Annotated in this window: 12 protein-coding genes; 9 read left to right on the top strand and 3 right to left on the bottom strand. The window is 55.1% G+C overall.

The features are described from left to right. Positions 1–79: 79 nt before the first annotated feature. The 5 genes from ACYQ11_RS07055 (at position 80) to ACYQ11_RS07035 (ending at position 4,898) form a co-directional block, all read left to right on the top strand. Positions 80–1,282, top strand: coding sequence for an O-antigen ligase family protein (locus tag ACYQ11_RS07055; RefSeq protein ID WP_459923057.1), 1,203 nt, complete (start codon positions 80–82; stop codon positions 1,280–1,282). A 31-nt stretch (positions 1,283–1,313) separates the two neighbouring features. Further along, positions 1,314–2,096 (top strand): glycosyltransferase family 2 protein, encoded by a 783-nt coding sequence (locus tag ACYQ11_RS07050; protein WP_459923056.1) that lies wholly within the window; start codon positions 1,314–1,316, stop codon positions 2,094–2,096. Between the two features lie 86 nt (positions 2,097–2,182). Further along, positions 2,183–3,061 (top strand): sulfotransferase, encoded by an 879-nt coding sequence (locus ACYQ11_RS07045; RefSeq protein ID WP_459923055.1) that lies wholly within the window; start codon positions 2,183–2,185, stop codon positions 3,059–3,061. Positions 3,062–3,063: 2 nt separating this feature from the next. Continuing rightward, the gene (locus ACYQ11_RS07040) at positions 3,064–3,672 is read left to right on the top strand and encodes a sugar transferase (RefSeq protein ID WP_459923054.1); all 609 of its coding nucleotides are present in this window, start codon (positions 3,064–3,066) and stop codon (positions 3,670–3,672) included. Between the two features lie 59 nt (positions 3,673–3,731). After that, entirely contained in the window at positions 3,732–4,898 is a 1,167-nt protein-coding gene (locus ACYQ11_RS07035; protein ID WP_459923053.1) for a DegT/DnrJ/EryC1/StrS family aminotransferase, read from the top strand. A gap of 566 nt (positions 4,899–5,464) precedes the next feature. On the opposite strand, the gene ACYQ11_RS07030 is transcribed toward ACYQ11_RS07035, so the two are convergent. Both ACYQ11_RS07030 and ACYQ11_RS07025 read right to left on the bottom strand, forming a co-directional pair. Continuing rightward, the gene (locus ACYQ11_RS07030; RefSeq protein ID WP_459923052.1) at positions 5,465–5,872 is read right to left on the bottom strand and encodes a type II toxin-antitoxin system VapC family toxin; all 408 of its coding nucleotides are present in this window, start codon (positions 5,870–5,872) and stop codon (positions 5,465–5,467) included. Further along, the gene (locus tag ACYQ11_RS07025; protein ID WP_459923051.1) at positions 5,869–6,111 is read right to left on the bottom strand and encodes a FitA-like ribbon-helix-helix domain-containing protein; all 243 of its coding nucleotides are present in this window, start codon (positions 6,109–6,111) and stop codon (positions 5,869–5,871) included. The genes ACYQ11_RS07030 and ACYQ11_RS07025 overlap by 4 nt, the downstream gene beginning before the upstream one ends. A 462-nt stretch (positions 6,112–6,573) precedes the next feature. On the opposite strand from ACYQ11_RS07025, the gene ACYQ11_RS07020 reads away from it, so the two are divergent. Continuing rightward, on the top strand, positions 6,574–8,457 hold the full coding sequence (locus ACYQ11_RS07020) for a polysaccharide biosynthesis protein (RefSeq protein ID WP_459923050.1): 1,884 nt from the start codon (positions 6,574–6,576) through the stop codon (positions 8,455–8,457). A 229-nt stretch (positions 8,458–8,686) separates the two neighbouring features. After that, positions 8,687–9,907 carry a right-handed parallel beta-helix repeat-containing protein gene (locus tag ACYQ11_RS07015; protein ID WP_459923049.1) on the top strand — a complete coding sequence of 407 codons (1,221 nt, stop codon included), beginning with the start codon at positions 8,687–8,689 and terminating at the stop codon, positions 9,905–9,907. A 133-nt stretch (positions 9,908–10,040) separates the two neighbouring features. Here ACYQ11_RS07015 and ACYQ11_RS07010 read toward each other — a convergent pair whose 3' ends face one another. After that, a complete protein-coding gene (locus ACYQ11_RS07010; protein WP_459923048.1) occupies positions 10,041–21,392 on the bottom strand; it encodes an SDR family NAD(P)-dependent oxidoreductase in 11,352 nt (3,783 codons plus the stop codon). 641 nt (positions 21,393–22,033) lie between these two features. On the opposite strand from ACYQ11_RS07010, the gene ACYQ11_RS07005 reads away from it, so the two are divergent. Together ACYQ11_RS07005 and ACYQ11_RS07000 are read left to right on the top strand one after the other, a co-directional pair. Next, the gene (locus ACYQ11_RS07005) at positions 22,034–23,686 is read left to right on the top strand and encodes an HDOD domain-containing protein (protein WP_459923047.1); all 1,653 of its coding nucleotides are present in this window, start codon (positions 22,034–22,036) and stop codon (positions 23,684–23,686) included. Positions 23,687–23,695: 9 nt separating this feature from the next. Continuing rightward, positions 23,696–24,961: a protein kinase domain-containing protein gene (locus ACYQ11_RS07000; protein WP_459923046.1), complete on the top strand. Its 1,266-nt coding sequence runs from the start codon at positions 23,696–23,698 to the stop codon at positions 24,959–24,961. Positions 24,962–24,963: the final 2 nt, after the last annotated feature.

Genomic DNA, 24,963 nt, shown 5'->3' with positions numbered 1-24,963 from the left:
ATTAATTAGTCGTATTTGAATTTCAACTAATGCAAAGTAGTTGTTTTTTGAACCGTCTATTTACAAACGTTGGAAAATTATGAATGAGCAACTACGAAAAAATATCTCAATAAGTAACCTACAATTTATTCTGATAAGCATTTGCATATTAGCGTTACCATTATCAAGATTTTTTAGAATCCATATATTGTCATCTGAAATAACAGTTAGTGACTTTTTTCTTTTAATTAATATGGGAGTCTTTTTTTTATTAATGATTTACAGGCTGAAAATGCCTGTTAGTTTTGTTGTTTTAAGTATTTTGCCAATAATTTTTTTTGTGTCTTACCTGTTCAATATTAAGCTTGCGAATCCGATAACAACCTTATCAGTTGTTGCAAAAATTGCACTGGTTTCATCAGTCGTTTTGACATGGCAATATCAGAAAAAGTATCAAATTATTATATTAATATCAGGTTGTATGTTGAGTTTTCTCGGAATTTTTTTTACAGAAGGGATCGCCTTTGACCTTGACATCGGCCTTCTGAACTATAATAGAAATGAATTGTCTCACTATTTGGTTTTACCTATAATCATCTCTTTTTTATGTTTTACGAGGAGTCGGCACAACTATTTGGATTTCCGAAGATTATGTTATTTAATGTTGTTTTTGTTTCAAGTTGTCATCCTCATACTCACATCAAGTCGGGGAACGATTTTTTCGATGGCTCTGACTTTTATTTTGTTTTCTATCCTAAAGCTTAATATCAAATATTTAGTTCTGATAGTCATAGTAATATTATCTATATTTTTCTTGAAAACGCATTATTTCGGTGAATACGCAACAAAACGATATCAGATTATAACCGGAGGTAAGTTAACGGGCTCTGATAAACACAGGTTGGAGTATATGATAACGGGTTTTGAGTACTTTAAAAGTAGTCCTGTTTATGGAACAGGGCCAGGTACATTCCTAAAACTAAACCCAAAACAAAGGGTAATGCATAACACTGTTATGAGTACTCTCGCTCAGACAGGCCTTTTGGGTATTTTTGCATTTATGATAATCTATTTGTATCCACTGATAATTGGAATACGTGAGATGAGACGCAACTATTGTCAAACAGCAATCCCTTTTTTTATCTTTGCCATGACAGTAATATTCATGAATTCTTTAACTATTGAAGCTTTGCCAAAGTACCCTTTATATTTATCGATCGCTATGGTTCTATCATCTGCCAAAGAATTAAAAATAAAAAGATTACAAAGAAATTACGGGGAGCCATGCAAAGCTCCAATATAAATTATCAAAAAGACTTTAAGGCCATTGTAAAATGAAACTTGTTAAAAACAGCAATATACCGAAGATATCTATCATTACACCTGTATTTAATTGTGAAAAATATATCAATGAAACTGTTCTGTCCGTGGTAAATCAAGATTTTTCTGACTGGGAGATGTTGGTTGTTGACGATTGCTCTACAGACAATACCTTGTCAATATTAAAGGGTTGGTGTGAACAAGATCAACGTATTCGGCTTATTCAAAACGAAACAAATCAAGGACCTGGACCTTCAAGAAATCGGGGTGTCGATAAAGCTTTGGGGAAATATATCGCATACCTGGATAGTGATGACGTATGGTTTCCAAAAAAACTTTCCTATCAGTTTGAATTTATGGAAAAGACAAAAACTCTATTTTCATTTACTTCTTATGAACTTATCAATGCCAACGGTAAACCACTTGGAAAGACTATTAATGCTCCAAATGAAGTTAGTTATAATTATTTATTAGGCAATACTATTATCGGTTGCTTAACAGTAATGATTAATAGGGAAAAAATAGATAATTTACATATGCCTTCATTGCCCTCCCGGCAACCGCTCGTATTGTGGCTAAGAATTTTAAAGGAACACGGACCAGCAAAAGGTATCGATCGCGTTTTTGCGCAGTATCGAGTTCGTTCCAATTCAATATCTAGCAATAAGATTGCATCAGCTAAACAGGTTTGGAATGTATATAGAGACTATGAGAAACTTTCTATGATACAAACCTTATACTATTTTTCTCTTTACGCGGTTAAAGGTTTTGCAAAAAATATTAAAGCACGCCGATGAATAACAAAAGATTGGTATTAGTATCGTAATGGACATATGGGAGAAATTTCTATCATAAATTGGGAACAATTTGGAGGAGTAATAGGATGAGTGCTAAGCCTATAGTAATTATATCAGCAGCTAGGTCTGGTACAAAGATGTTGAGATATATTCTGGACGCTAGCGTTGATATTGCGAGTTGTCATTATGATGCTAATTACATTTGGAAATATGGAAATTATTATGTTAAGCATGACGAAGTTAGTCCCAATTCAATAGATAATAAACAAAGAGAGAAAATCAGATCCTTTTTTAACAAGATTTGTCTGTTAGAAAATAAAAACAGGTTGTTAGAAAAAAGCGTTTCCAATAGTTTGCGTATCCCTTTAGTACGCAGCGTTTTTCCAGATTGTAAAATTATCCATTTATATCGGAATGGTTTGGATGTTGCTGCTGATTCAAGGCGTTGCTGGCAGGCTTCGGCTGTTTCTGAGGACATCCAGTCCAACAAGGACAGAATCCGAAAAGTCAAGGAATTTCCTTTTATGATGGCGTGGCCTTATTTGCTTGATTACACGTTAAACTATGGGAAAAAGCTTTTATTGATGCATGACCATGTATCGTCGTGGGGGCCTCGGTATGCTGGGATTGACAAAGATGTAAGAGAGAAGTCATTAATCGAGGTGTGCGCTATTCAGTGGAAAAAGTGTGTTGAACATTGTTGTGATGAATTGGGAAATCTTGAAAAAGAAAAACATTATATTAACATTCCATATGATAATATGGCTTACGACCCTGAAAAATATATTAAACATATTCTTGATTTTATTCAGATATCCGATGGGCACAAAGTTTTAAAAAGAGCGAAGGAAACAATAACCCCTAAATTTGTTGGATTTGGCGAAAAGGTTCTGGATGATAATGAGATCGAAATAGTGAACTCTATCATTTTTGATACTCAAGAACGTATTCGTTATTTGGAATAATTATGTCGCGATTTATTGATTTTTTTTTATCGATAGTAATTTTAATGCTTTTTTTACCTATACTCATGATCTTGTCTTTTTTAATTAGGATTTCAGACAATGGCCCTGTTTTTTTTCGTCAATATAGAGTCGGAAAAAATTGTTTAATGTTTAAACTGTATAAATTTAGGTCAATGTCGATTAAAAATAATGCTGAAGATGGTAGTTTTGAGCCTGGCGATAATTCGAGGGTGACGAAATTAGGGGCTTTCATTAGAAAAACGAAGCTCGATGAACTTCCGCAGCTTATTAATGTTTTAAAAGGTGATATGTCAATTGTCGGTCCTCGCCCTGAAGTTCGAAAATGGGTAGACGTCTATCCTGAACGCTGGGCGTGGGTGCTGACCGTGAAACCCGGCATCACCGATCCCGCATCCATTTATTATCGCAATGAGGAGGACCTTCTGTCAAAGGCGGAAGATCCTGAAACGTTTTATCGTGACCATATATTACCCGACAAACTCGATTTATACGAAGAATATGTCCGAACACGGACTTTTTGGGGTGATGTGGGACTGATTATGAAAACGATTTTATCCGTTCTTTTTCCGAGACGACTTTCCATGCACTAACGGATGGGCCGTTCAGTGAATATCAGGTATGCATTCTATTTCAGGAGTACGTTTCATTCATGGTAACGATCCCTTTCTCGAAAGTCATATGCGATGGCAACGAGCTTGAATATGTTCGTGAGGTCCTTGAATGCGGATGGCTGACGACAGCAGGAAAAGCACAGAAATTTGAAAAAGAATTTGCCGAAAAGGTCAACGTTCGCCATGCTTACGCGGTGAATTCATGTACGGCAGCCCTTCATCTCGCTTTGGAAGCCTTAGGGGTGGGGCCGGGGGATAAGGTTATCGTTCCCACCATGACGTTCACGGCGACGGCCGAAGTCGTTCGGTACATGGGTGCAGATCCCGTTTTTACCGATGTGGAATACGGCTCATGCCTTGTCAATCAGGCTATTCTGGAAGAAACCCTCGAAAAACATCCTGATGCCAGGGTGTTCATTCCGGTTCATTATGGAGGCCAGGCGGCACCGCTGGCGACTTCGGGTTCTTCGGGGCTCCTTGATATCTGCAAACGTCACGGGGTCCGGGTTGTCGAGGACGCCGCCCATTCTTTCCCAACCAGGTGCAATGGAAAGATGGTCGGTGAATTTGGCGATGTGGCCTGCTTCAGCTTTTACGCAAACAAAACGATTACCACAGGTGAGGGCGGAATGCTCACCACCAATGACGACGCCATTGCCTCACGCGTGAAAACTATGCGGCTGCATGGAATCAATCGGGACGTCTGGGACCGGTTCACGTCGAACAAAGTCTCCTGGGAGTACGATGTGGTGGCGCCGGGTTTCAAGTACAATATGCCCGATGTGGCTGCGGCCATCGGCCTGGCCCAGCTCGAACGGGCCGATGAGTTCCGTCGTGGGCGGGAAAAATGTGCCCGTTATTACAATGAACGGCTCAAAGACTTGGCGTGTATCGATCTTCCTCTGGTGCACGGCTCCATGGAAGATCATGCCTGGCATCTCTATCATATAGTGTTGAACGAAAAGGCTCCTGTTTCGAGAAACCGTTTCATCGAACTCATGGCCGACCGTGGAATCGGAACGTCCGTGCATTACAAACCCCTGCATCGGATGTCCTACTACCGTGACCACTATCATTTGAATCCGACGGATTACCCCAACGCCGAACGGATGTGGAATGGTTGCGTAAGTTTGCCTGTCTATCCATCCCTGACTGAAACAGAACTGGAATACATCTGCACGACGATTCGAACGGTTTTAAAATGAATATGGTAAAGTGTCTGGCGATTCACTGACACAACAGGCCCATCGCAGACATGTGTATCAACTTTTTGCCAATGAACACGGCATCGATCACTGGAAGGTTTCGCTTGGCTATGGGGCTGTTCAGCTGGTTATCGGTATCGCGGTGATGATGCGCCACTCCGCGTCTGTTTTCGTTTTGTCCTTTCTTTCAGCATGTTTTTTGTGTTTCGCCCTGTTTTCCGTTCGCCTCCGGATGAAATTAATAAAAGCCCATCACAACCCGTGAACTGCACCATTCACATCCATCTGTGTCTCCGCGCCTCCGTGAGAGACCCCCAATAACAAAAACGCGGCTTTGCCGCGTTTTTTCGTTTTGGCTCGAAGATATGTTTGGTTGTCCACAGATTACACGGATTAGCACAGATTGTTCTGGGTGGTTTATCGTTTTAAATCTGCGACATTTGTGGATTGAAAGGCCGGTTATATCGGCAAGGGTCGCGGCGGTTTTCAGTGTTTCGTTGATGGAATGACCTTTGCCGGATCTGACCTAGTACAGAAGGTCGGAATGGTATTCCGCCAGACCGTTTTTAGGGTTTCTTCAGAAATTGTTGGAGAGATTTTGCCGTTGATGGAAATTCGGAAAGGATTTTCTTATCTGTTGTTACAAGGGTCGATTTAAAATTAATTGCTAAAGCCACAAATTCGCATTCGTAGGCAGAGCAAGTGCTATTTTTAACAAGTGAGAGAATGTCTGAGGATTTAACCTCAAATTCATTTTCCGCCATTAACAACTCGGCCTCAGCCTGAATTTGAATTGCTTGATCAAATGGAACTATTTTTTTTCGAAGATAAAGGGCAATAACATTTCTGAGCTCACTTCTCCAGAGGTAGGGTGCTCCCCAGACGGGTTCCTGAATAAGCAATTTTTCGGCGTCCGGTGTATAACGTGTGGGTAAATACAAATATGCAATTATATTGGTATCGACGATGATCATGCTCGGCCTTCTTCGATGGCTTTTTTGATTTCATCGGGATCAAACAGGTCCTCACTCAATTGAGTTCGTATTCTTTTGGCCCGTAACAATTTATCGGCAACGGTTAATCGTCGAGGCATTAAAACAGATTCAAGACAATGAATCATCTCATTATTGAGACTCCTGTGATTCAAAACGGCTGTCGTTTTCAATTTATCATATAATTCTTGGGGTATGTTTTTTACGGTAATTGATGGCATATTACCCTCCTTATGTAAGAATGGTTTCATTATGGTGCCAAAATGGTTGTTTGTCAATGCAAATCCTATCCGCGTGCACACGAGCCTTCTGTTCGTGCTCCAGATCTCGTGGCCAATCAACGCCGTTCAGTAGAAGACGAAAAGACGCGGAGGGAGGCAGGCCGTGCCAAGGCATCGCTCACGACATTCGACGGGATTCGTTTTAAGTCCCGCGTCTATAGCCCCCCCGTTTATGGCACAATGAATCTCTTGAGGGTCTATGGAAACGCAGTGGTTAAGGGGCTGCAGTCGATGGTCCTGTTGCTCGTGAGGTGGTGATATTTTTGTCTTGATTATTCCCTGTAACTTCATTAATATGATTAAATCTTTTTGGACGTTGGCTCCACGATGTTTGCACGCCCATACCTTCGACTGTCATTTTCTGTCACTGTTTGAAACATTTCGGCTTGGCTTGAATTGTCTATGAAACACATCCGAATATACCGCAACCTTGTTATTATTTTGTTTCTCGATGCGCTGGTGTTGGGTTTTTCCTATTATCTGGCCCATTTGGCCCGGTTTGATTTCAAGGTCAGTTCCGGTCAGGCCGCTTTGATGCTCAAAACCCTGCCGCTTGTCGTCCTGATCAAGATCGGGATTTTTTATGTGTGCAATCTGTATCGGGGCATGTGGCGGTTTACCAGTATTCAGGATGTGATGAATATCGTGAAGGCCGCGGTGATCAGCAGTTGTGTGATTGTGGGAGGACTTCTGATCTACAACCGGTTCCAGGGATTTTCGCGGTCGGTGTTTGTCAATGATCTGTGCTTCACCATTCTGGCGGTGGCCGGCATACGGCTCTCGGTCAGGATCTTTTTCGAGCATTACAGCGGGTTTTTTGTGAAACTTGCCGGCCCTGAACTCCCCGCGGATGCCCCCCGTCCCCGCAGGCTTTTGATTATCGGCGCCGGGGCCATGGGGGAGAAGATTTTCCGGCTGATCAGGGATGCGGTGGAACCCAGGCGTTATGCGGTGGTGGGATTCCTCGACGATCATCCGGTCAAGATCGGCAAGCTGATCCATGGGGTCAAGGTGCTTGGCGCTGTTCGGGATATCAAGGCCGCCGTTGAAAAAACCAGTGCCGAGGAGGCGCTGATCGCCATCCCCTCGGCCACCTCCGAGCAGATGCGGGAGATTGTCCGCCAGTGCAAGGCCGCCGGGATCGTTTTCAAGACGTTGCCCACCATGGATGAGATGATCAACGGGCAGATTTCGGTCAACTCCATTCGGGAGGTGGCCTATACGGATCTTTTGGGACGCAAGGATATCAAGCTCGATGAGGGCACGATCGGCGATTCCATCAAGGGCCGGGTGGTGATGGTGACCGGGGCCGGAGGGTCCATAGGGTCCGAGCTTTGTCGACAGATCTGCCGTTTCAAGCCCAAGCGGATTCTTCTTTATGAGCGGGCTGAAAGCCCGCTTTATGAGATTGATCTGGAATTGAGAAACCGTTTCACCGGTGTGGGAGTCGTTCCCATTCTTGCGGACATCCAGAACATGAATCAGCTGGAACGGACCTTTTCCATGTACAAGCCGGAGATCGTCTATCATGCGGCGGCCTACAAGCATGTGCCGATGCTCGAAGCCCACGCCTGGAAAGCCGTGCGCAACAATGTGATCGGCACGTTCAATCTGTCCGAGTGCGCCACCAAATTTGAGATCGATCGGTTTGTGTTCGTGTCCACGGACAAGGCGGTTCGGCCCACCAATGTGATGGGCGCCACCAAACGCATTGCGGAAATTCTCATTCAGAATCAGGAGGCCTTCAAGAAGTGCCGGACCAAATTCATGATTGTCCGTTTTGGTAATGTGGTGGGCAGTGCCGGCAGTGTGTTGCCGCTCTTCAAACGGCAGATTGAGCGCGGGGGGCCGGTAACGGTCACGCATCCGGAGGTGACCCGTTATTTTATGACGATCCCCGAAGCGGCCCAGCTTATTCTTCAGGCCGGGGCCATGGGTGAGGGCGGTGAAATTTTCATTCTGGACATGGGCGAACCCATCAAGATTGATCACATCGCACGGGACCTGATCCGGCTTTCCGGTCTGGAGCCGGGCAAGGATATCCGGATCGATTATGTGGGGCTGAGGCCCGGCGAAAAGTTGTACGAAGAGCTGATCACCGAGGGTGAAGGTATTGTCCCCACGGAGCACAAAAAAATCATGGTGCTGCGGGGCGAGGTCCAGAATCTTCAGATCCTGAACGGTAATATCGGTAAGCTGGCCGCGTTGGCCGAAGAACAGGACACGGACCGGATCATTGAAAAATTGAAAGCCATTGTGCCGGAGTATTCACCGGTTCGCCACTGATGCGTCCGGCCGGGCGGCCCCGACGGACCGGCCTGACATGAACCTGTCGCGTGTTTGTTATCCTGCCCCCATCAGGCCTGCCTGATGGGGGTTTTTTGTCTGATGGCGATTTGATTCGGTGGGACGGAAACGGTTAATCGATCCATATCAGCCGGCAGGGCAGTCAGAATATCTAAAAAGGGAGGGATGTGGTTTGGCACTTATTCATAAGACCGACAGGATATGTCGGATGGCACTTGTGGCGGTGATTCTGGCCGTCTCGGCCTGTACCGGAGGAAACGGTGGAGCGGGGACCGGGCGTGATCCGTCAACCCCGGTGCCGTCGGCCTGTGATTGTGACCCGCTGGATCGGGTGGACGGTGAGGCGGTGACCGTGTCCTCGTCTGCCGGACTTATCGCTGCCGTGGCCCAGGCGAACAGCAGCGGCGGGAGCCGAACCATTCTGATCGAAGACGGACAGTATATGGTCGGCGGCATCCTTGTTATCCAGGCAAACGATGTGCTCATTCGGAGCCTGTCCGGCAACAGGGACGGGGTGATCCTCCAGGGGCCGGGCATGACGTCCAACCTGCCCCATGTGTTTCTGATCCGGGGATCGCGGGTGACCATTGCCGACCTTTCGTTGGGCGAGGTGGCCAATCACGGGATTCAGGTCCAGGGTGAGCATGGGGCGAGCCGTCTCCGGGTTCATAATGTGAGATTCTTCAATACCGGAGAGCAGATGCTCAAAGGGTCGACGGGTAACAATACCGGATCTGACAACGGTGTGGTGGAATGCTCGCTGTTCGAATACACCGACGATTTCGGACCCCAGTACTACATCGGCGGCATCGATGTCCATCGGGGGAGAAACTGGACGGTCAGGAACAATACGTTCCGCAACATTCGAAGCCCCGAACCGGGCCGCGTTGCCGAACATGCCGTCCATTTCTGGAACCGTTCGGAAGATCCCCTGATCGAAAAAAACATCGTGATCAACTGCGACCGGGGCATCGGTCTGGGGCTTGGAACAAGTCCTTGTTTTGGGGGCATGATCCGGAACAACATGATTTATGCCGATGACCAGGGACTGAACAGCGATGTGGGCATCGGCCTGGAATCGTCCCGGGACGTCCGGGTTTACAACAACACCGTTTTTTTTGATCATGGTTATCCGAACGCCGTTGAATACCGTTTTGCCGATGCCGTGGACAACATCATGGTCAACAACCTGACCAACAAAGCCGTCACAGCGCGAAACGACGGTGAGGCCTCGGTGCGGCGCAATGTGACGGATGCCGAAAGCGCCTGGTTCGTCGATACCGCTGCAGGCGATCTTCATCTGGCCTCACCTGTGCCCACGGTGGTCGATGCCGGAGAGACCCTGGCCGATGTGACCGATGACATCGATGGGAACAGCCGCCCCCGGGGCTCCGGCTTTGACATCGGAGCCGATGAGCGTATGCCGTGATTTAAGTCCATAAAGACCCGTTGTCTCAATATGTTTGGGAACCTTTTCAAAAAAATGGCCCCCGGCAAAATCGCCGGGGGCCATTTTTTTTGAAAAACACCTGCGCAGTAACACAGGCCCTGCAGGGCGGGGATCAGGCGCCCTCGGGTTCCGTGATCCGGATGCGGTCGGCGATGCGGTCTTCCTCGTCGAGGGTGCCGAGTTTGACCATCTGGAAGTCTTCGATCCGGATGAGGACGGTGCCGTCCGGGCGGGCCAGGTCCAGCTGGTAGGTGTTGGTCTCCGGTCCGCCTTCGGTTTTACGGGTCAGGCAGCGGTAGGTTTCGCCCCGGACGGTTCGGTCGAAGATGGTCAGCGTACCGATTTTGTAGGGCAGCACCAGGGTGCTGGTGGTGAAGAATTCCAACAGGCCGCCGGTCTGGAACAGGGCATCCACCGCCACCAGATCCGTGAGGAAGGCGGGGCGGGGGAGATCGCTGAAAAAGGGTTTGTCGCCGGTTTCGCAAAACGAGGTGATCAGCACCTCGCCGTCAAAGGACACCACGTCTTTCAGGGTCTTGAACAGATCCTCCATGAACAGCCGTCGGGGGTTGTAGATCAGGGTTTCGGCCGGCCCCTCGAAGCTGACAGGGGACAGCGTAGGCCAGGTGATACGCGGCGCAGGCGTAACGGCCCGATCGAAGGTGAACCTACCCTGGTAATGGAGGGTCGGCTCGCCCATTACCAGGCCTTTGGGATTTTTGAACACCGAGGTGATGGTGCAGGCGTAGTCGGCATCTCCCTGTTTTTCGGCGCTGACGATGATGTCCTTGGGGCGGCCCTTGAGGATCTTGATGCCGTAGGGAATGGCAAAGTCCCGGACCTGGGCCAAGGCGCCGGAGCCGTGGAGTCGGAAGGCGGCCTCGGCCATGGTTTCAATGCCCGTGGCACCGAGAAAAATCGGGGTGCCCTCCATGCTGTGATCCAGAAGAAACAGATCCCGGGTAAGGGAGAGGGTCCGGTGAAAGGTGGCCCGGTTCCCGTCTCGGGCGGTCTCCCGGTCCAGGAAGGGGGTTGCCGTCGAGAGGGCGGTCCCAGCCGATGCCGTGAGCAGGCCGTCCACATCCATGGCCCGGTCCAGGCCGCTGATCACCACCTCGGTGTCCGTCGCATTTTCAAGGTCCGAAAGGAAGAACCTGATCCCGTCGGCCAGGGGCAGAAAGGTGACGCCCCGTGAGGTGAGCACGGTTTTTACGGTCTCGTTCTCGGCCATGCCCGCCCCGCTCCAGGCGGTCCAGGCGTAGACCTTGTAGCGGCGGTCGGGATGGGCCTGTTTTTCCTTCATCACCATTTTGCCGATCATGTCGTTGGCGGCGGTGTAGTCGGCCTGGCCCTCGTTCCCGAACCGTGCCGTCACCGAGGAAAAGGTGATCAGGGACCGGTAGGACCGACCGGCCATGGCCCGGATCAGGTTGTGAAGCCCCAGGATCTTGACGCCGGTGACCCGGGTAAACGAGGCCAGATCTTTCTTGTCGATGAACCGGCTTTCCTCGATACCCGCCGCGTGGATGATTCCGTCGATGGTTTTGTGTTTTTTCAGCACCTGGGCCAGGGCCTTGCCGTCGCTTACGTCCACGCTTTCGTAGCGGACCGACAGGGCCAGACCTTCGAGTTTCCGGAGGTTGACCACGGCGTCCCGGGTGCGAACAATGCGGTCCGTTTCTTTCTTGATCTCAAGGGGTTTGGCTCCCGTCATCCGGGCCTTGACCTGGGCCATGATTGTCGCGGGGGTCACACCGGGCATCAGGAAGGAGGGGGCAAGATCGTGGATGGGGCTGCGGCCCAGAATGATCAGATGCACCTTCGTTTGTTCGCAAAGGGCCTTGATCATTTCGAAGGTGATGCCCATGGCCCCGCCGGTGACAAGAAGGGTGTCGCCGGAACGGATCGGGGAGGCCTCCCGGACCAGGGGTGTTTCGGAAAGCACCGGCACAAAGGCCTCGCCGTTTCGGAATCCCTTTTCCACGCGGAGGTCATCGGAGCAGAGGTCGGCCACGAAGGTGTCGATGGCGGTTTTCAGATGTTGTTTCGGCCGGGTTTCGGCGATGTCGATCAGGCGGACCCGGGCATGGGTATATTCCCGATTGACGGTTTTCAAGAGGCCCGCCATACCGGCAAAGGCCGGATGCATGGCGCCGGTGAACCCCTCCTCGTAGGGAAAAACCACGGAATTGAAGGACAGGGCCGCGATCAGGCCGCCGGGCTGGTCAAGCCGGTCTTTCAGCGTTTTGATCAGCATGAAGAAGCTGGACAGGGCCACGGACACCGTGTGTTTGAATTCCGGTTTGCGGGACAGGAAATCAAAGGCCCGGGGGCTGCCCAGGTAATCGTCCAGGGGAGCCAGGTGGATCAGGCCCTGGATTTCGTCGATCCGGCCCGAGGCCTCGAGGGCCGCTGCGGCGGCCAAAGGATCGGTCAAATCAGCCCGGATGTCGCATCCCGGCTGCCGACCCAACGTCAGGACCCGGCCGCCCTTGTCCGTGACGGCCTGGGCCAGGCGGTCGGCGAACCCGTGGCTGTCCCGGGTCAGCAGAAGGGTCCGGCCCCGGAAAATGTTAAGGGGGGCCGTCATCCGGCTGTCCCGCCGGACGGACATGGTCAGGCGCTTGATCGGTGCGTCAGATGCGGCGGTCTGGGTCGTCATTTCCGGTCGGACGGGGGCCGGGGATTCTTTTGGAACAGGCGGGGCGGTCACCGTGATTTTATCGTCCAGATAGGCGGCCAGCCTGGCGATGGTGTTCAGATCCCGGAGCTTTAAATTTTCGGGCACCGCAAGATCGTAGGCCGCTGAGATTTTGCCGAAGATTTCGACCTGCTTGACGGTGTCGATGCCCAGATCGGCTTCAAGATCGAGATCCGCCTCCAGCATGTCCGTCTCATAGCCGGTCTGCTCGGCGATGACCCGTCTTATCTCGTCGATGAGCGAGGGGCCTCCCGAAGGCGCAGCCGGTGCCGCCGTAACGACCGGAATTGCGGCCGCAGCCGGGGCGGGTGAAACGGCCGGGGCCACCTTGCCGTCCAGATAGGCGGCCAGTCTTGCGATGGTGTTCAGATCCCGGAGCTTTAAATTTTCGGGCACCGCAAGATCGTAGGCCGCCGAGATTTTACCGAAGATTTCGACCTGTTTGACGGTATCGATGCCCAGATCGGCTTCAAGATCGAGATCCGCTTCCAGCATGTCTGTCTCATAGCCGGTCTGCTCGGCGATAACCCGCCTTATCTCGTCGATGAGCGAGGGACCTTCCGAAGGCGCAGCCGGTGCCGGAGCCGCCGGAACGACCGGAACTGCGGCCGGAGCCGGGGCGGCGGAAAGGGCCGGGGGCACCTTGCCGTCCAGATAGGCGGCCAGTCTGGCGATGGTGTTCAGATCCCGGAGCTTCAAATTTTCGGGCACCGCAAGATCGTAGGCCGCCGAAATTTTGCCGAAGATTTCCACCTGCTTGACGGTGTCGATGCCCAGATCGGCTTCAAGATCGAGATCCGCCTCGAGCATGTCCACGTCATAGCCGGTCTGCTCGGCGATAACCCGTCTTATCGCGTCGATGAGCGAGGGGCCTCCCGAAGGCGCAGCCGGTGCCGGAGCCGTCGGAACGACCGGAATTGTGGCCGGAGCCGGGGCGGCGGAAAGGGCCGGGGTCACCTTGCCGTCCAGATAGGCGGCCAGTTTGGCGATGGTGTTCAGATCCCGGAGCTTTAAATTTTCGGGCACCGCAAGATTATAGGCCGCCGAGATTTTGCCGAAGATTTCCACCTGTTTGACGGTGTCGATGCCCAGATCGGCCTCAAGGTCGAGATCGGTTTCCAACATGTCCAGGGTGTAACCGGTCTGCTCGGCGATGACCGCTTTTATTTGGTCAATCAGGCTAAGGGCCGAAGGTGCGGGCGGTGTGACGACCTTTGGCGGTTCGGGAGGGGCTGAGGCGGTCCGGACCGGCTCGGGGGCCGGTGCCTGGGGTGTGGGCGCTGATTCTCTGACGGGAAGCTCCGCGTTGTGAACCGGAATGTCGTCGACGACCAGCCCCCGGGTCAGGGTGATTTTCGCGCCTCCGGCTTCGGCCAAAAGGGTGTGGTTGACTTCAATGAGTTTCGGCCGTTCGCTCCCGGTCACGGCCTGGAGCCAGGCCTGGTAATGGGGATTGTTGTCCGTTTTTTCTTCCTCGATGCGTTTGAAAAAGGCGAAGGCCAGGTGGGAGCCGAATCCGGCGGCGATGTGCAGACCGTATTCGAAATCGCCGTGGCTGGTCCGGGTGCACAGCCTGAGGTCCTTGAAATCGTCAGAGATATCCGTCAGGTTGGCGATGGGGGGCGCGGTGCCGGTCTGGAGCACCTTGACCAGCACCGCATCTTCCAGGGCCGCTCCCAGGGTGTGTCCGGTGTAGCCCTTGGTGTTCGAAATCAGGATGTCCCGGTAATGGTCCGGGTAGGTGCTTTTCAGGGCCGTGATTTCCGCATCGGCACTGCCGCCCCGGGCCGGGGTGAAGGTTTCGTGGCTCATGAACACCATCTTTTTCGTGTAGTCGCTCTTGTCAAGGTTGTGGCGTTTTTCCATGCGGGACACGAACCGGTTCATTTCCCGGGAGATGCCTTTGACGTCGATGTTGTACACATGGTAGGCCGTGTTGCCGAGGTGGGTGCCCAGAAGTTCGGCCTGGCCCCGCAGGCCGCGACGCCGAACCGTCTCCTCCCGCTCGAGGATCATGGACACGGCGCCGCTGCCCAGGAGGGTGCCGTTTCGTTTGGCGTCGAAGGGCTTGGCGGCTTCTTCCACGTTTTTTTTCACCGAGGCGGCCCCCAACGACAAAAATCCCGCTCCGATCCAGGGCGCCTGGGCCTTGGAAGTGGGGGTTTCCCCGCCGATGACGATGACCCGTTCGCAGCGGCCCGCCCTGATCCAGTCCTCGGCGATGCCGATGGCCTGGGTGGTGGAGGCGCAGGCCCCGCTCATCTGGATGTTGGGGCCCTTGGCCCGTATGAACTGGGCGAAATGGGCCGAGCCCAAAGGCGTGATGTTGTGGGCGAAATCCCGGGTCAGCGCATAGTCCCCGTAGACCTTGCGGCGCTCTTTGATTTTAAAGAACCAGTCGGTGATCTGCTCCTTGACCGCACCGTCCTTCAGGTTTTCCATCAGGTGATAGTAGATCTGCTCCAGTTCCTCGTAGGGCTTCACATAGAACTTGTTGTAAAAGTAGTGGGTCATCTCCCGGATCAGGGTTTCCGAATAGGGCCAGAGGGCCGATAAAATCACGCCGGTGCCGGCCTGCATCTCTTCGGGCAGGGCCCAGCCGTCGGGGATCAGGGTGCCGGTGGAGGTTTTTTTGTGCTGTATGGCAAGGGGAATGTTTGCGTCTTTCAAGGCCTCGATGCCGGCGGCCATGGAAAGGCCGATGGTGGTGTCGTACTGCTTCTTGATGCCGTACTGGGCGTCCAGGTCGAAATAGCCCAGTTGCCCGGCCAGCTGAATCACGTCGTCGGTGCCGGTGATCTCCATGAACCGGGCGTTGCCGTCCGGGGCCTTGTGGAGTTTGGTCACATGCTTGTCGACCATCTGCTCCTTGTCGTCTGAGGACAGGGGTTCGATGAAGTTGGTGCCGCACAGCAGCTTGTCGAAATTTTTCGGATCGAACACGTCCTTGCCCTTGCCGGGCAGGCCCACGGATACCCCGGCCACCACGATGCGGCCCGGGTTGAAGTCGAATTTTTCGAAGGCGGCGATGGCCTGGTGTTTTCGGTGCTTGACGTACTCGTCGTAAAGCACGTTTTTCAGTCGTTCTTCGTTGTTTCGGACAAAGGAGGAAAAATCGTCCCCGTCACGGGCGTCGGTGTGCATGGTCTCTTCCTTGTGAAATGAGTCGCGGTTTTCAGCGTTGGTTCGTTTTACCGGAGGCGGGGCGTCGGTGATGAGGGCGAGCGTCTGGAGTGTTTCGGTGAACTGGGCGAAGGAGGCCTTTTGCCCCTTCTTTTCGTTGACGGCGGCGTATTCGGTTACAGGCCCCAGATCCATGTGTTTCAGGAGATTGGCCAACAGCCGGTTGGGTCCGATTTCCACAAACAGGGTGTTACCGCCGCCGTAAACCTGCCTAACCGAGTCGATGAATTCCACCGGTGAGGTGATCTGGCGGACCAGAAGGTCGATGACGGCCGATGAATTTTCCGGGTAGGGCCGGGCGTTGACGTTGGCGATGATCCTGCCCGCCCCCTGGGTGTTGAACGAAAGGCCCCGGAGGGTTTCACCGAGTTTTTCCGCCGCCCCGGCGAACAGGGGGGTGTGGAAGGCCCCGGACAGGGCCAGCACGGTGTGGGTGACGTTTTTTTCGGACAGATAGGCACAGAAGGCCTCGACGGCGTCGGCCCGTCCGGACACGGCGGTCTGTTTGAGACTGTTCTTGTTGGCGATGAACACGTCTGCGCCCGATTGCCGGATCAGGTCCCGGGTGGCCCGGGCCGAATCGAAGACCACCATGATCTTGCCGGGAAGTGCGTCCGCCGCCTCTTTCATCAGGGACGAGCGGGTGAGGATCAGGGCCATGGCGTCATCGAAGGAAAGGAGTCCCGCGCAGTAAAGGGCCGTAAATTCCCCCACACTGTGACCGATCAGGTGGTCGGGAGCAAAGCCCCGGCCCTTCAGGTGGTCGTAGAGGGCCGCCGTGGCCAGGAACACGGCAGGCTGGGTGTTTTCGGTGAGATTCAGCTCGGGGCTGTCGCCGAACATCAGATCCAGGAGGGACCGTCCCCGTGCCGCGCGGAACAGGGCCTCGCCCCGGTCCATCAGGGCCTTTATGTCGGGAACGGTGTCGTAGAGGTCTTTCATCATACCCGGATACTGAGCCCCCTGGCCGGACAGCAGGGCCACCACACGGCGCGGGCCGGCTTCGGCCCGTTTTTCCGGCGTTTTTTCGCTTTGGACCGTCTGGCGGGAAACGGCCAGGGCGATGCGTCCCTCCAGCCCGCCGGAGGTCCGGCAGGGCAGGGTGCTTCGATATCCGGCGTCATCCCCGGCCGCAAGGGTCCTGGCCAGGTCCACGGCGGTGCGGACCGACCGGAAGCCCTCGGGGTCGGGGCTGAGGGCGGCATCGCCGGCGGCATGATTGACGGCAAAGGCTCCGCCCAGGTATTCCCCCAGAATCGGGAGGTTTTTTTCACGGGCCGTGCTGAGCCGGGTCATCACAAGGACCACGGCCCCTTCGCTCATGAGGGGCCGTCTTCCCTTTTCCCCCAGAAGGCCCAGGCGTTTGTAATGGAACATGATCGCGGGGTAGAGGTTGGTGTCCACGCCGCCGGTGATCACCACGTCGGCGTCGCCGCAGGCGAGGGCAGATGCCGCCGCGTCCACGGCTACGGCCGACGAGGCGTCTCCGGCATCGACGATGAAATTGGCGCCGTTGCAGCCGAACACGTTGGCGATGCGTCCGGACACGATGTTTGACAAAAAGCCCGGCACCGTGTCTTCGGTGTTTTTCGGGTAGCGGGCGCGGATGCTTTGGACCAGATCCCGGGCCAGGGCCGTTTTGGCCGTATCGTCGAGGCCGACCAGGGTTTCGATGATCCGGGCCAGGTAGGGTGCCCGGACCCGGAAGATGTTTTCGGCGTGGCGTCTGCCCGGGACGGTGCTCAGAATCACGGCGGTGCGGTTCGACGGCGCAAGAACCGTGTCTTTGCCGGTCTGGTCGATGGCCGCTCCGGCGGCCGTCAGGGCGAACAGCTGGGCCCGGTCAATGGACCGGGCCGCCATGGGCGGAATGCGGTATTTGACGTTGTTGAAGGAAAAATCATTGACCAGACCGGCGTCGATGGGGGGAAGGCGGAACACGCTGTCCGTTTCGGCGGCGTAATGATCCATGGAGAATCGGTCGGCGGGCATGGGGACGGCGGTCCCGTCGGGCAGCACCCGGCCCAGACCGGTGACGACGATGCGGCGGTCATCGGGGTTCCGGTCGCTGTCAAAGAATGTCCGGGGCAGGACGGGGCCGGCGGGCAGGTACTCCTCGATCACCACATGGTAATTGATCCCCCCGAACCCGTAGGACGACACGGCGGCCTTGCGGGTCTCACCGTCTTTTTGCTCCCAGGGTCGGGGTGATGTGATGATGTAAAGGGCGGAACCCGTCAGATCGCAATCGGGGGAGGCGGTTTCAAACCGCCCGTTGGGGGGGAGGGTCCGATGCTTGATCGCGAGAATCGCCTTGAGAAGTCCTGCCGCACCGGCCCCGCCCAGAAGGTGCCCGATCTGGGATTTGACGGAGCTGATGCCGATGGGGGTATTGCTCCGGTAAACGGTTTTCAGGGTTTCGATTTCGGCCTGGTCCCCCATGATGGTGGAGGTGCCGTGGGCCTCGATGTAGTGAATGTCCGAGGGTTTGAAGCGGCCCCGGGTGTATTCGAAACAGCGGTCAAGAGCCAGACGCTGTCCCGTTGGATTGGGCGCGGCGATGGCCTTGCCCTTGCCGTCGGAACTGGATCCGATGCCCCGGATCACGGCGTGGATGGTGTCGTTCTGGCGGACGGCGTCCTTGAGGCGCTTGAGTACGAACACGGCGCAGCCCTCCCCGAGCACGAAGCCGTCGGCCCGGCGGTCGAAGGGCCAGGATCCTTCGGCGGACAGGGCCCCCATCTTCCCGAACCCGATGAAGGCTTCCGGAGACAGGTTGGTGTTGTTGCCGGCCACGATCATGGTGTCGTGTCGGCCGGTCAACAGTTCCCGGATGGCGCAGTCCAGGGCCGCGAAGGAGGTGGCGCATGCGGCGTCGACCACATAGGCCGTGCCCCGGCAGTTAAGGTGACGGGCGATGCCCAGGGCCTCCATGTGCAGGGTGGCCCCGTCGGCGGGGTCCAGGCTGGGATCGCCGTAGGCCATGCCCTGCTTGAGGGCGGACAGGACCTCTTCCTGCTGGTCGTCGGACAGGCTCTGCCAGGAGGCCAGATTGTCTAAATGGGCGCGGACCTCGGGATAGTATGCCTTGAGGTTGAGATCGTTGCTGCGCTCGTTGCCCAGGCAGGACGCCACGATGACGCCGGTGGCCCCGGCCTTTTCTGGGCGGAGGGTCCGGGCCTCGTTCAGGTAACCGGCGTCGGCCGCGGCCTGCATGGCGGCGGTGAGAAGGATCTGCCGGCTTCGGGACATTTTGGCGGCCTGGCCCGGGGTGTAGCCGAAAGCCTCGTGGTCGAACCGGAAATCCCGGATCAGTCCGGCGATCTTCGTGTAGCTTTTGTCTTCGGCCTGACGATCCGTGTCGACGTACAAGGCCGGGTCAAGCCTGTCCCCGGGCATGTCACCGATGCTGTAACGGTCGCACAGAATGTTGTTCCACAACGCCTGGGGATTCGGGGCGTCGGGCAAGACGCAGCCCATGCCCACCACGGCCACGTCGTCGTTGATCCGCTGATCCTTGGAACTTGAGGCTTCCAGGCGGTTCAGTCGGCTGAACAAAAGCTGTTTTTCATGGAAGAACCGCCGGTGAACCGTTTCGATGGAAAGGCCAGGGTCGAGGAAGGCCAGGCTGTCGCCCACCAGGAAATTGCCTTTTTCGAACTGCTGTTCCTCGGTGAACCGGATGGGTTTGCCGCCGTTTTCCCCCTGAAAATCGGGCAGAAACCCCTTGGCCCCGATCAGCAGGGAGCCTAAGTTTTCCTCTTCGAAAACGGTTTTTCGCTCGGACAGGGGAAGCCCCTCCTTGATGCGTGCGTGTTCGTGTTCGACCAGTTTCCGGGCAAAGGGCGTGGGCACGGTGCGGGACGGCAGTCCCACGGTACTGCCGGTCAGGATGGTTTTCCGCGAGCGGGTCAGGGCGTTTTGATACAGGGGCCCGATGCTGCCCAGGGCCACGATGTCGTCGGTGAACAGGTAGGCGCTGCCCACCTGGATGCCGATCCGGGCGCCCCGTTTGGCCAGGACGGACGTCATGCCCGAGATAAAGGCCGAGGCGTGGGCCGTTGAAATCCCGCCTGCGAAAATCAGCGTCTGGCCGGCAAGGGCCTGATCGTCCTGAGCCGAAAGACGCGCCATGGCAGCCTCCCAGAGCACCAGGCTGGTCAGGCTGCCCACATGACCCCCGGCTTCGGTGCCTTCAAAGATGAACCGGGTGCAACCGCTTGAGACGGCGTTGTCCAGCATCATCATGTTGGGGGTGTGCAGATAGGTTTTCGTGCCGGACGCCTCCAGCTCCAGGACCTGGGAGGGAATGCCGCCGGCGAACAGCGCGAAGGGCACCTTGTGGACTCTGACCTGGTCAAGATGCGTTCCGATGGTGCGGTTGAAGGTTTCGATGCCGATGAGTCCGGCCCCGAACCGGGGTACGGTCTTTGAGCCTTCGGCAAGCATGGTCTCCGACAGGTCGGCGGGCAGGTTGCCCATGGCGAAGAAGGGCAGGCCGCCGTGGTCGTAGACGGCCCGGGCAAAGGCCGGGTTGTCGCTGATGTTGGCCATGGGGCCCTGGATCACCGGGTACCGGGTGCCGTGGTCCCGGGCAAGGGGGGAATGCTCGACCATGGGGTCGTGCGCATCCACGGCCCCGAGCTGGTCCCGGACGGTGTCGAACAGGGTGTCGACGGCGTCTTCAAGACGGGTGGACCGGCGGGTCAGGGATTTTGCCGACGCGGCGTCCTGGCCCAGGTAGAACAGGCTCTGGAGGGGCGCATCCACCGATGCGGAAAGGGGACAGAGATGCTCGTTTATCTCCCGGGCCAGCCGGGCATCGGCATCGGGCAGGCCGAACAGCTCGCTTTCCTTCTGTTTGAGGGTTTTCACGATGCGGGTGCCCAGTTTGGCGAAAAACCGGTACCTGATATCCAGCGTTTCCCCGATGAGGGCCGTGTCGGTTTCCGTCACTTCGGCCAGGAGGGTTTTGAAGGACGGAGACAAGGGGGCCTCGTCACAGAGGTAAAGCTGGTTGTCCAGCACCAGGCCCGAGGCCCCGGCGGCGAGGAGCCCGGCGGCGGTGTAACGGCCCACGCCGCCGTGGACGAGAAGGGGCAGGGTGCTGTGTTCCAGATACCACTGCATCAATATAAATGAGGTATAGGCTGAAACCTTGCCGGGGGCCTCGCAGCCCCGGACGATCAGGCCGTCGGGGGACAGTTGTTTGATGGCGTCTGAGAGCGCGATGTGAAGCACTTCGAGCAGAAAGCGGCAGGGGGGATGGTCGAAACGAAACCCGTCGAGGTCGGCGGCATGATCGTAGGACAGCACGATCAGCGCCAGATGGGGCATCTTTTGCTTCTCGATCTCCCGGATCAGCGCCGTGCGCGTGACGGCGAGGCGGATGCCGAAGGGGATGGTCTCAGCGCAAAGGGCGGTCAGATGGGCGAGCACGTCCGAATCGGTGAACCCGTCGGTGTCGAGGACCGGCAGGCCCCCGGCCCGGGCGACGGCGAGGCAATAGTCCCGGTCGAAGACCAGAGGGGGATGATAGACGAAAAGCGGTCTGCGTGTTGTCACGATGGGATCGATCATGGCTTGACTCCTTACACACGGTTAACCCCCGGCGTTATTTTTGCCGGGAGCGGATGATGTTCACGTAAAGCCGGAGGGTCGGCTGGAACCCGTCTGTCTTTTCAAACATCGTACCAGGAACGATTGTTTTTTCAGTTGCCTGAATTTAAAGGGTATCGGTCATATGATGCCGGATTTTTTCAATGGTTATGCCGATGCCCATTCATTTTATGTATATATGATGTTCTTTTGATGGACTGGTTGAGATTGATCGCCTGGGTAACGAATCGTCGTCCCGGCAGACGTCGCGTCGTCCGGCGGTCATTTTTCGTTTTATTTTAGCGGTCAATGTGCCGATAACACATAAAAAGCCCGAGGCTCACCGGAACCGGGGCCGGTCAAGGGCCGGCAGGTTCCCTCTGCCCCCGGTGCGAAAGCCGCATGGGAACCGCTGCCGATTTCGATTTGGATTATCCCGATTTATCCGTGATTTACAATCCGGTCCGTTGGTGCTACGATCCAAAAACATTTTTTGATGAACGCTGACAGGGGGGCGTGATCCACACCGGTATCCTGAACCGGTCCGATCGGAGGGACAAGAGTCTCTCCCTCGGCATTTCGACGCTATCATTTCTCTATCAACCGACAGGTATCTGCATGTGATGACAGACCGAACCGATAAAAAAGGCTTTGATTTCGATCCCATCGATCTGAGTGCCCTGTTTCCGGCCGGGGTGCCGGCCAAGCGGCCCGACGCGACGCCCGCAGGCGACAGCCAGGACCCCGGGGCACTGGAGGCGGGCCGGGTCGACCGGGTCATCGAGACCCTTTTTGAACTGATGCGCAAAAAAGGGGATTTCCCTTCGTTTTCCCGTCAGATCGTGGAAGTGAACAAGATTCTCAAGCTGAAATATTCCTCGGCCAGGGACATCGCCAACGTGATCATGAAGGATTTTTCCCTGTCCAACAAACTGCTCAAGCTCGTCAACTCCTCGTTTTACGGCCAGTTCAGCAAGAACGGGATATCGTCTGTTTCGAGCGCCATGATCATTCTCGGGGCCGATCAGATCCAGCAGGCCGCGGCAAGCCTGATGCTGTTTGAGCACATGCAGGCCAACGCCCAGAGCCAGGGGCTCAAGGACATTACCGTCAATACCTTCATGAGCGGCCTGATGGCCAAGGACCTGGCGGTGGGGGCCGGGATCCACGACACCGAGGAATTCCAGGTCTGCGCCATGTTTCACAGCCTGGGCGAAAACCTGATTGCTTTTTATTTTCCCGATAAATATCAGCGTATTCTGGAGATCGAGAAACGCAAGGGCATGGACCGGGAGCAGGCGGCACGAAAGGTTCTGACCATTTCCTTCCGGGACCTGGGCATCGGGGTGGCCAAAAAGTGGGGCATCCCGGCGAGCATCGTCCGCAGCATGGCCTGTGATCCCCTGACGAGCCCCCCCGTGGGCGACAGGGCATACTCCCGGGATGACCGGCTGGGATTCATCTCCGCCTTCAGCAATGCCCTGTGCCGGGTCTATCAGAGTGATGACGCCGGGCAGCGGGATCGGGACATTGCCCGGTTGATCGAAGGATACAAGGGGCTGGTCGATATTCGCGTCGATGATATCGAGGGGCTTCTGGGGCGCGTGTCGGAAAAGGTCAAGGTGCACGCCGCTCAACTGAATATCAACATCGGGAAAAGTCGTCTGATCAAAAACATGCAGCAGAAAGACGGGGAACCGGATACGGAAACCCCGGCCTCGGCGTCCCCTGCGGACGTCCGAAAAAGCACGCCCGCCGAGGTTAGGAAGCGGATCTACAAGGATATCAAGCGGATCGAGGCTGTGCTTGCGGGGGATTTTGCCATCGGTCAGGTGCTGATGGACATTTTAAGCGTGATGCACCGTGAATTCGACTACGACCGCATTGCCATCTGCATCCGGGACGCGGCCCGCAACGTCATCGGCATCCGTCACGGGCTGGGCAAGGATATCGATGCGCTTAGCCGGGAGTTCCGGTTTCCCATCACCACGGTCCAGGATATTTTTCACCTGAGCCTTTCCCGGGAAAAGGACTACAGCATTCCCGACATCAACGACGCCAAATTCAAGGCCCTGATACCCACCTGGTACCGGATGATGAACATGGCCTCGGGCTTTGACCTGTTCGCTCTGGTCATCGACCACGTCCCCATCGGATTTTTTTATGCGGACCATGAGGCCCCGCGGGAGTTCACCCCGATGGAAGACCTGAAAAACATGAAGAAGCTGAGGAACCTGGCGGAAAAAGCCATCAGGATTCGTAAAAATCAGAGATAATAAAATCGTATGGAGACCATCGGTCGGTATCAGATCAAGGCCCGGATCGGCAAGGGCGGCATGGGGACGGTCTACCGCGCCCTGGATCCGGTTCTCGGCCGGATGGTGGCGCTGAAGGCCGTGGCCATGGACCCGGGCTCAGACCTGTCGGGCAGTGAACAGATTGCCCGCTGCCTTCAGGAAGCCCGTCTGTCTTCCCGTCTGATTCATCCGAATATCGTGATCACCTACGATGCGGGCTTCGAGAAAAACCTGTTTTACATGGCCCTGGAATTTATTGACGGCAAGGGGCTCGATCAGCCCGCCGGCCACGGGGAACCGATGAATCCGGTCAAGGCGGCGGAAATCGTGTTCAATGTCTGTCATGCCCTGGACTATATCCACGGCAAGGGGCTGGTGCATCTCGACATCAAGCCCGCCAACATCATGCTGACCCGTCTGGGCGAGGTGAAGCTGATGGATTTCGGCATCGCCCGGCTGCTCAAGGACAGCGGGGCCCGGACCGGGGTGTCCGGATCGGTGCCCTACATGTCGCCCGAGCAGACCGGGGCCGATTACGGCAACGACCACCGCAGCGATCTTTTCTCACTGGGGGTGGTGCTGTATGAGCTGCTCAGCGGCGAGCGCCCCTTTTCCGGGGACAGCTCCTACCAGATCATGTACAGCATTCTCAACGAGACGGCGCGCCCCTTGTGCGACCGCTTTCCGTCCGTGTCTCCCGCCTTGTCGGATATCGTGGTGCGGGCCATGGAAAAGGACCCGGACAAACGGTTCGCGACGGCCAGGGAATTCGCCGACGCCCTGCTCCCCGTCATCCGGGGAAAAGATTCCAAAGCCTTGTCCAGCGAAGACCGACGCAAGGTAGAGGCCCTTCGGAGGCTGGTGTTTTTTCAGCATTTTCAGGAGGACGACATGCAGCGGATCATGGCGATTTCAAGCTGGCAGCTGCACCGGAAGGGGGCTTTCATCATCGAGGAAAGCGAGCATGACAGCAACATCTACATTCTGGTCAGCGGGCGGGCCACCCTGATCATCAAGGACGAAACCGATACCTTCGGCCCGGGGGACTGCTTCGGCGAGTCGGCCGTTCTTTTTCAAAAGCCCCGCCAGGCAAGGGTCCGGGCTGAAACGGACTGCCTGGTGATGAGCATCAACGCCAATATCTTAAACCAGGAGGACCCGGGGCTCCAGGTCCTGTTTCTCAAGGAATTCTACCGCAAGAAAACCCGCCAGCTCGTTCATTCCAACCTCAAGCGGATCCAGTCCGCGACCTGATC

Source organism: Desulfatiferula olefinivorans (assembly GCF_054657895.1).
The sequence above is the reverse complement of the archived record's forward strand: the minus strand, read 5'-3'. Positions and strand labels throughout refer to the sequence as shown.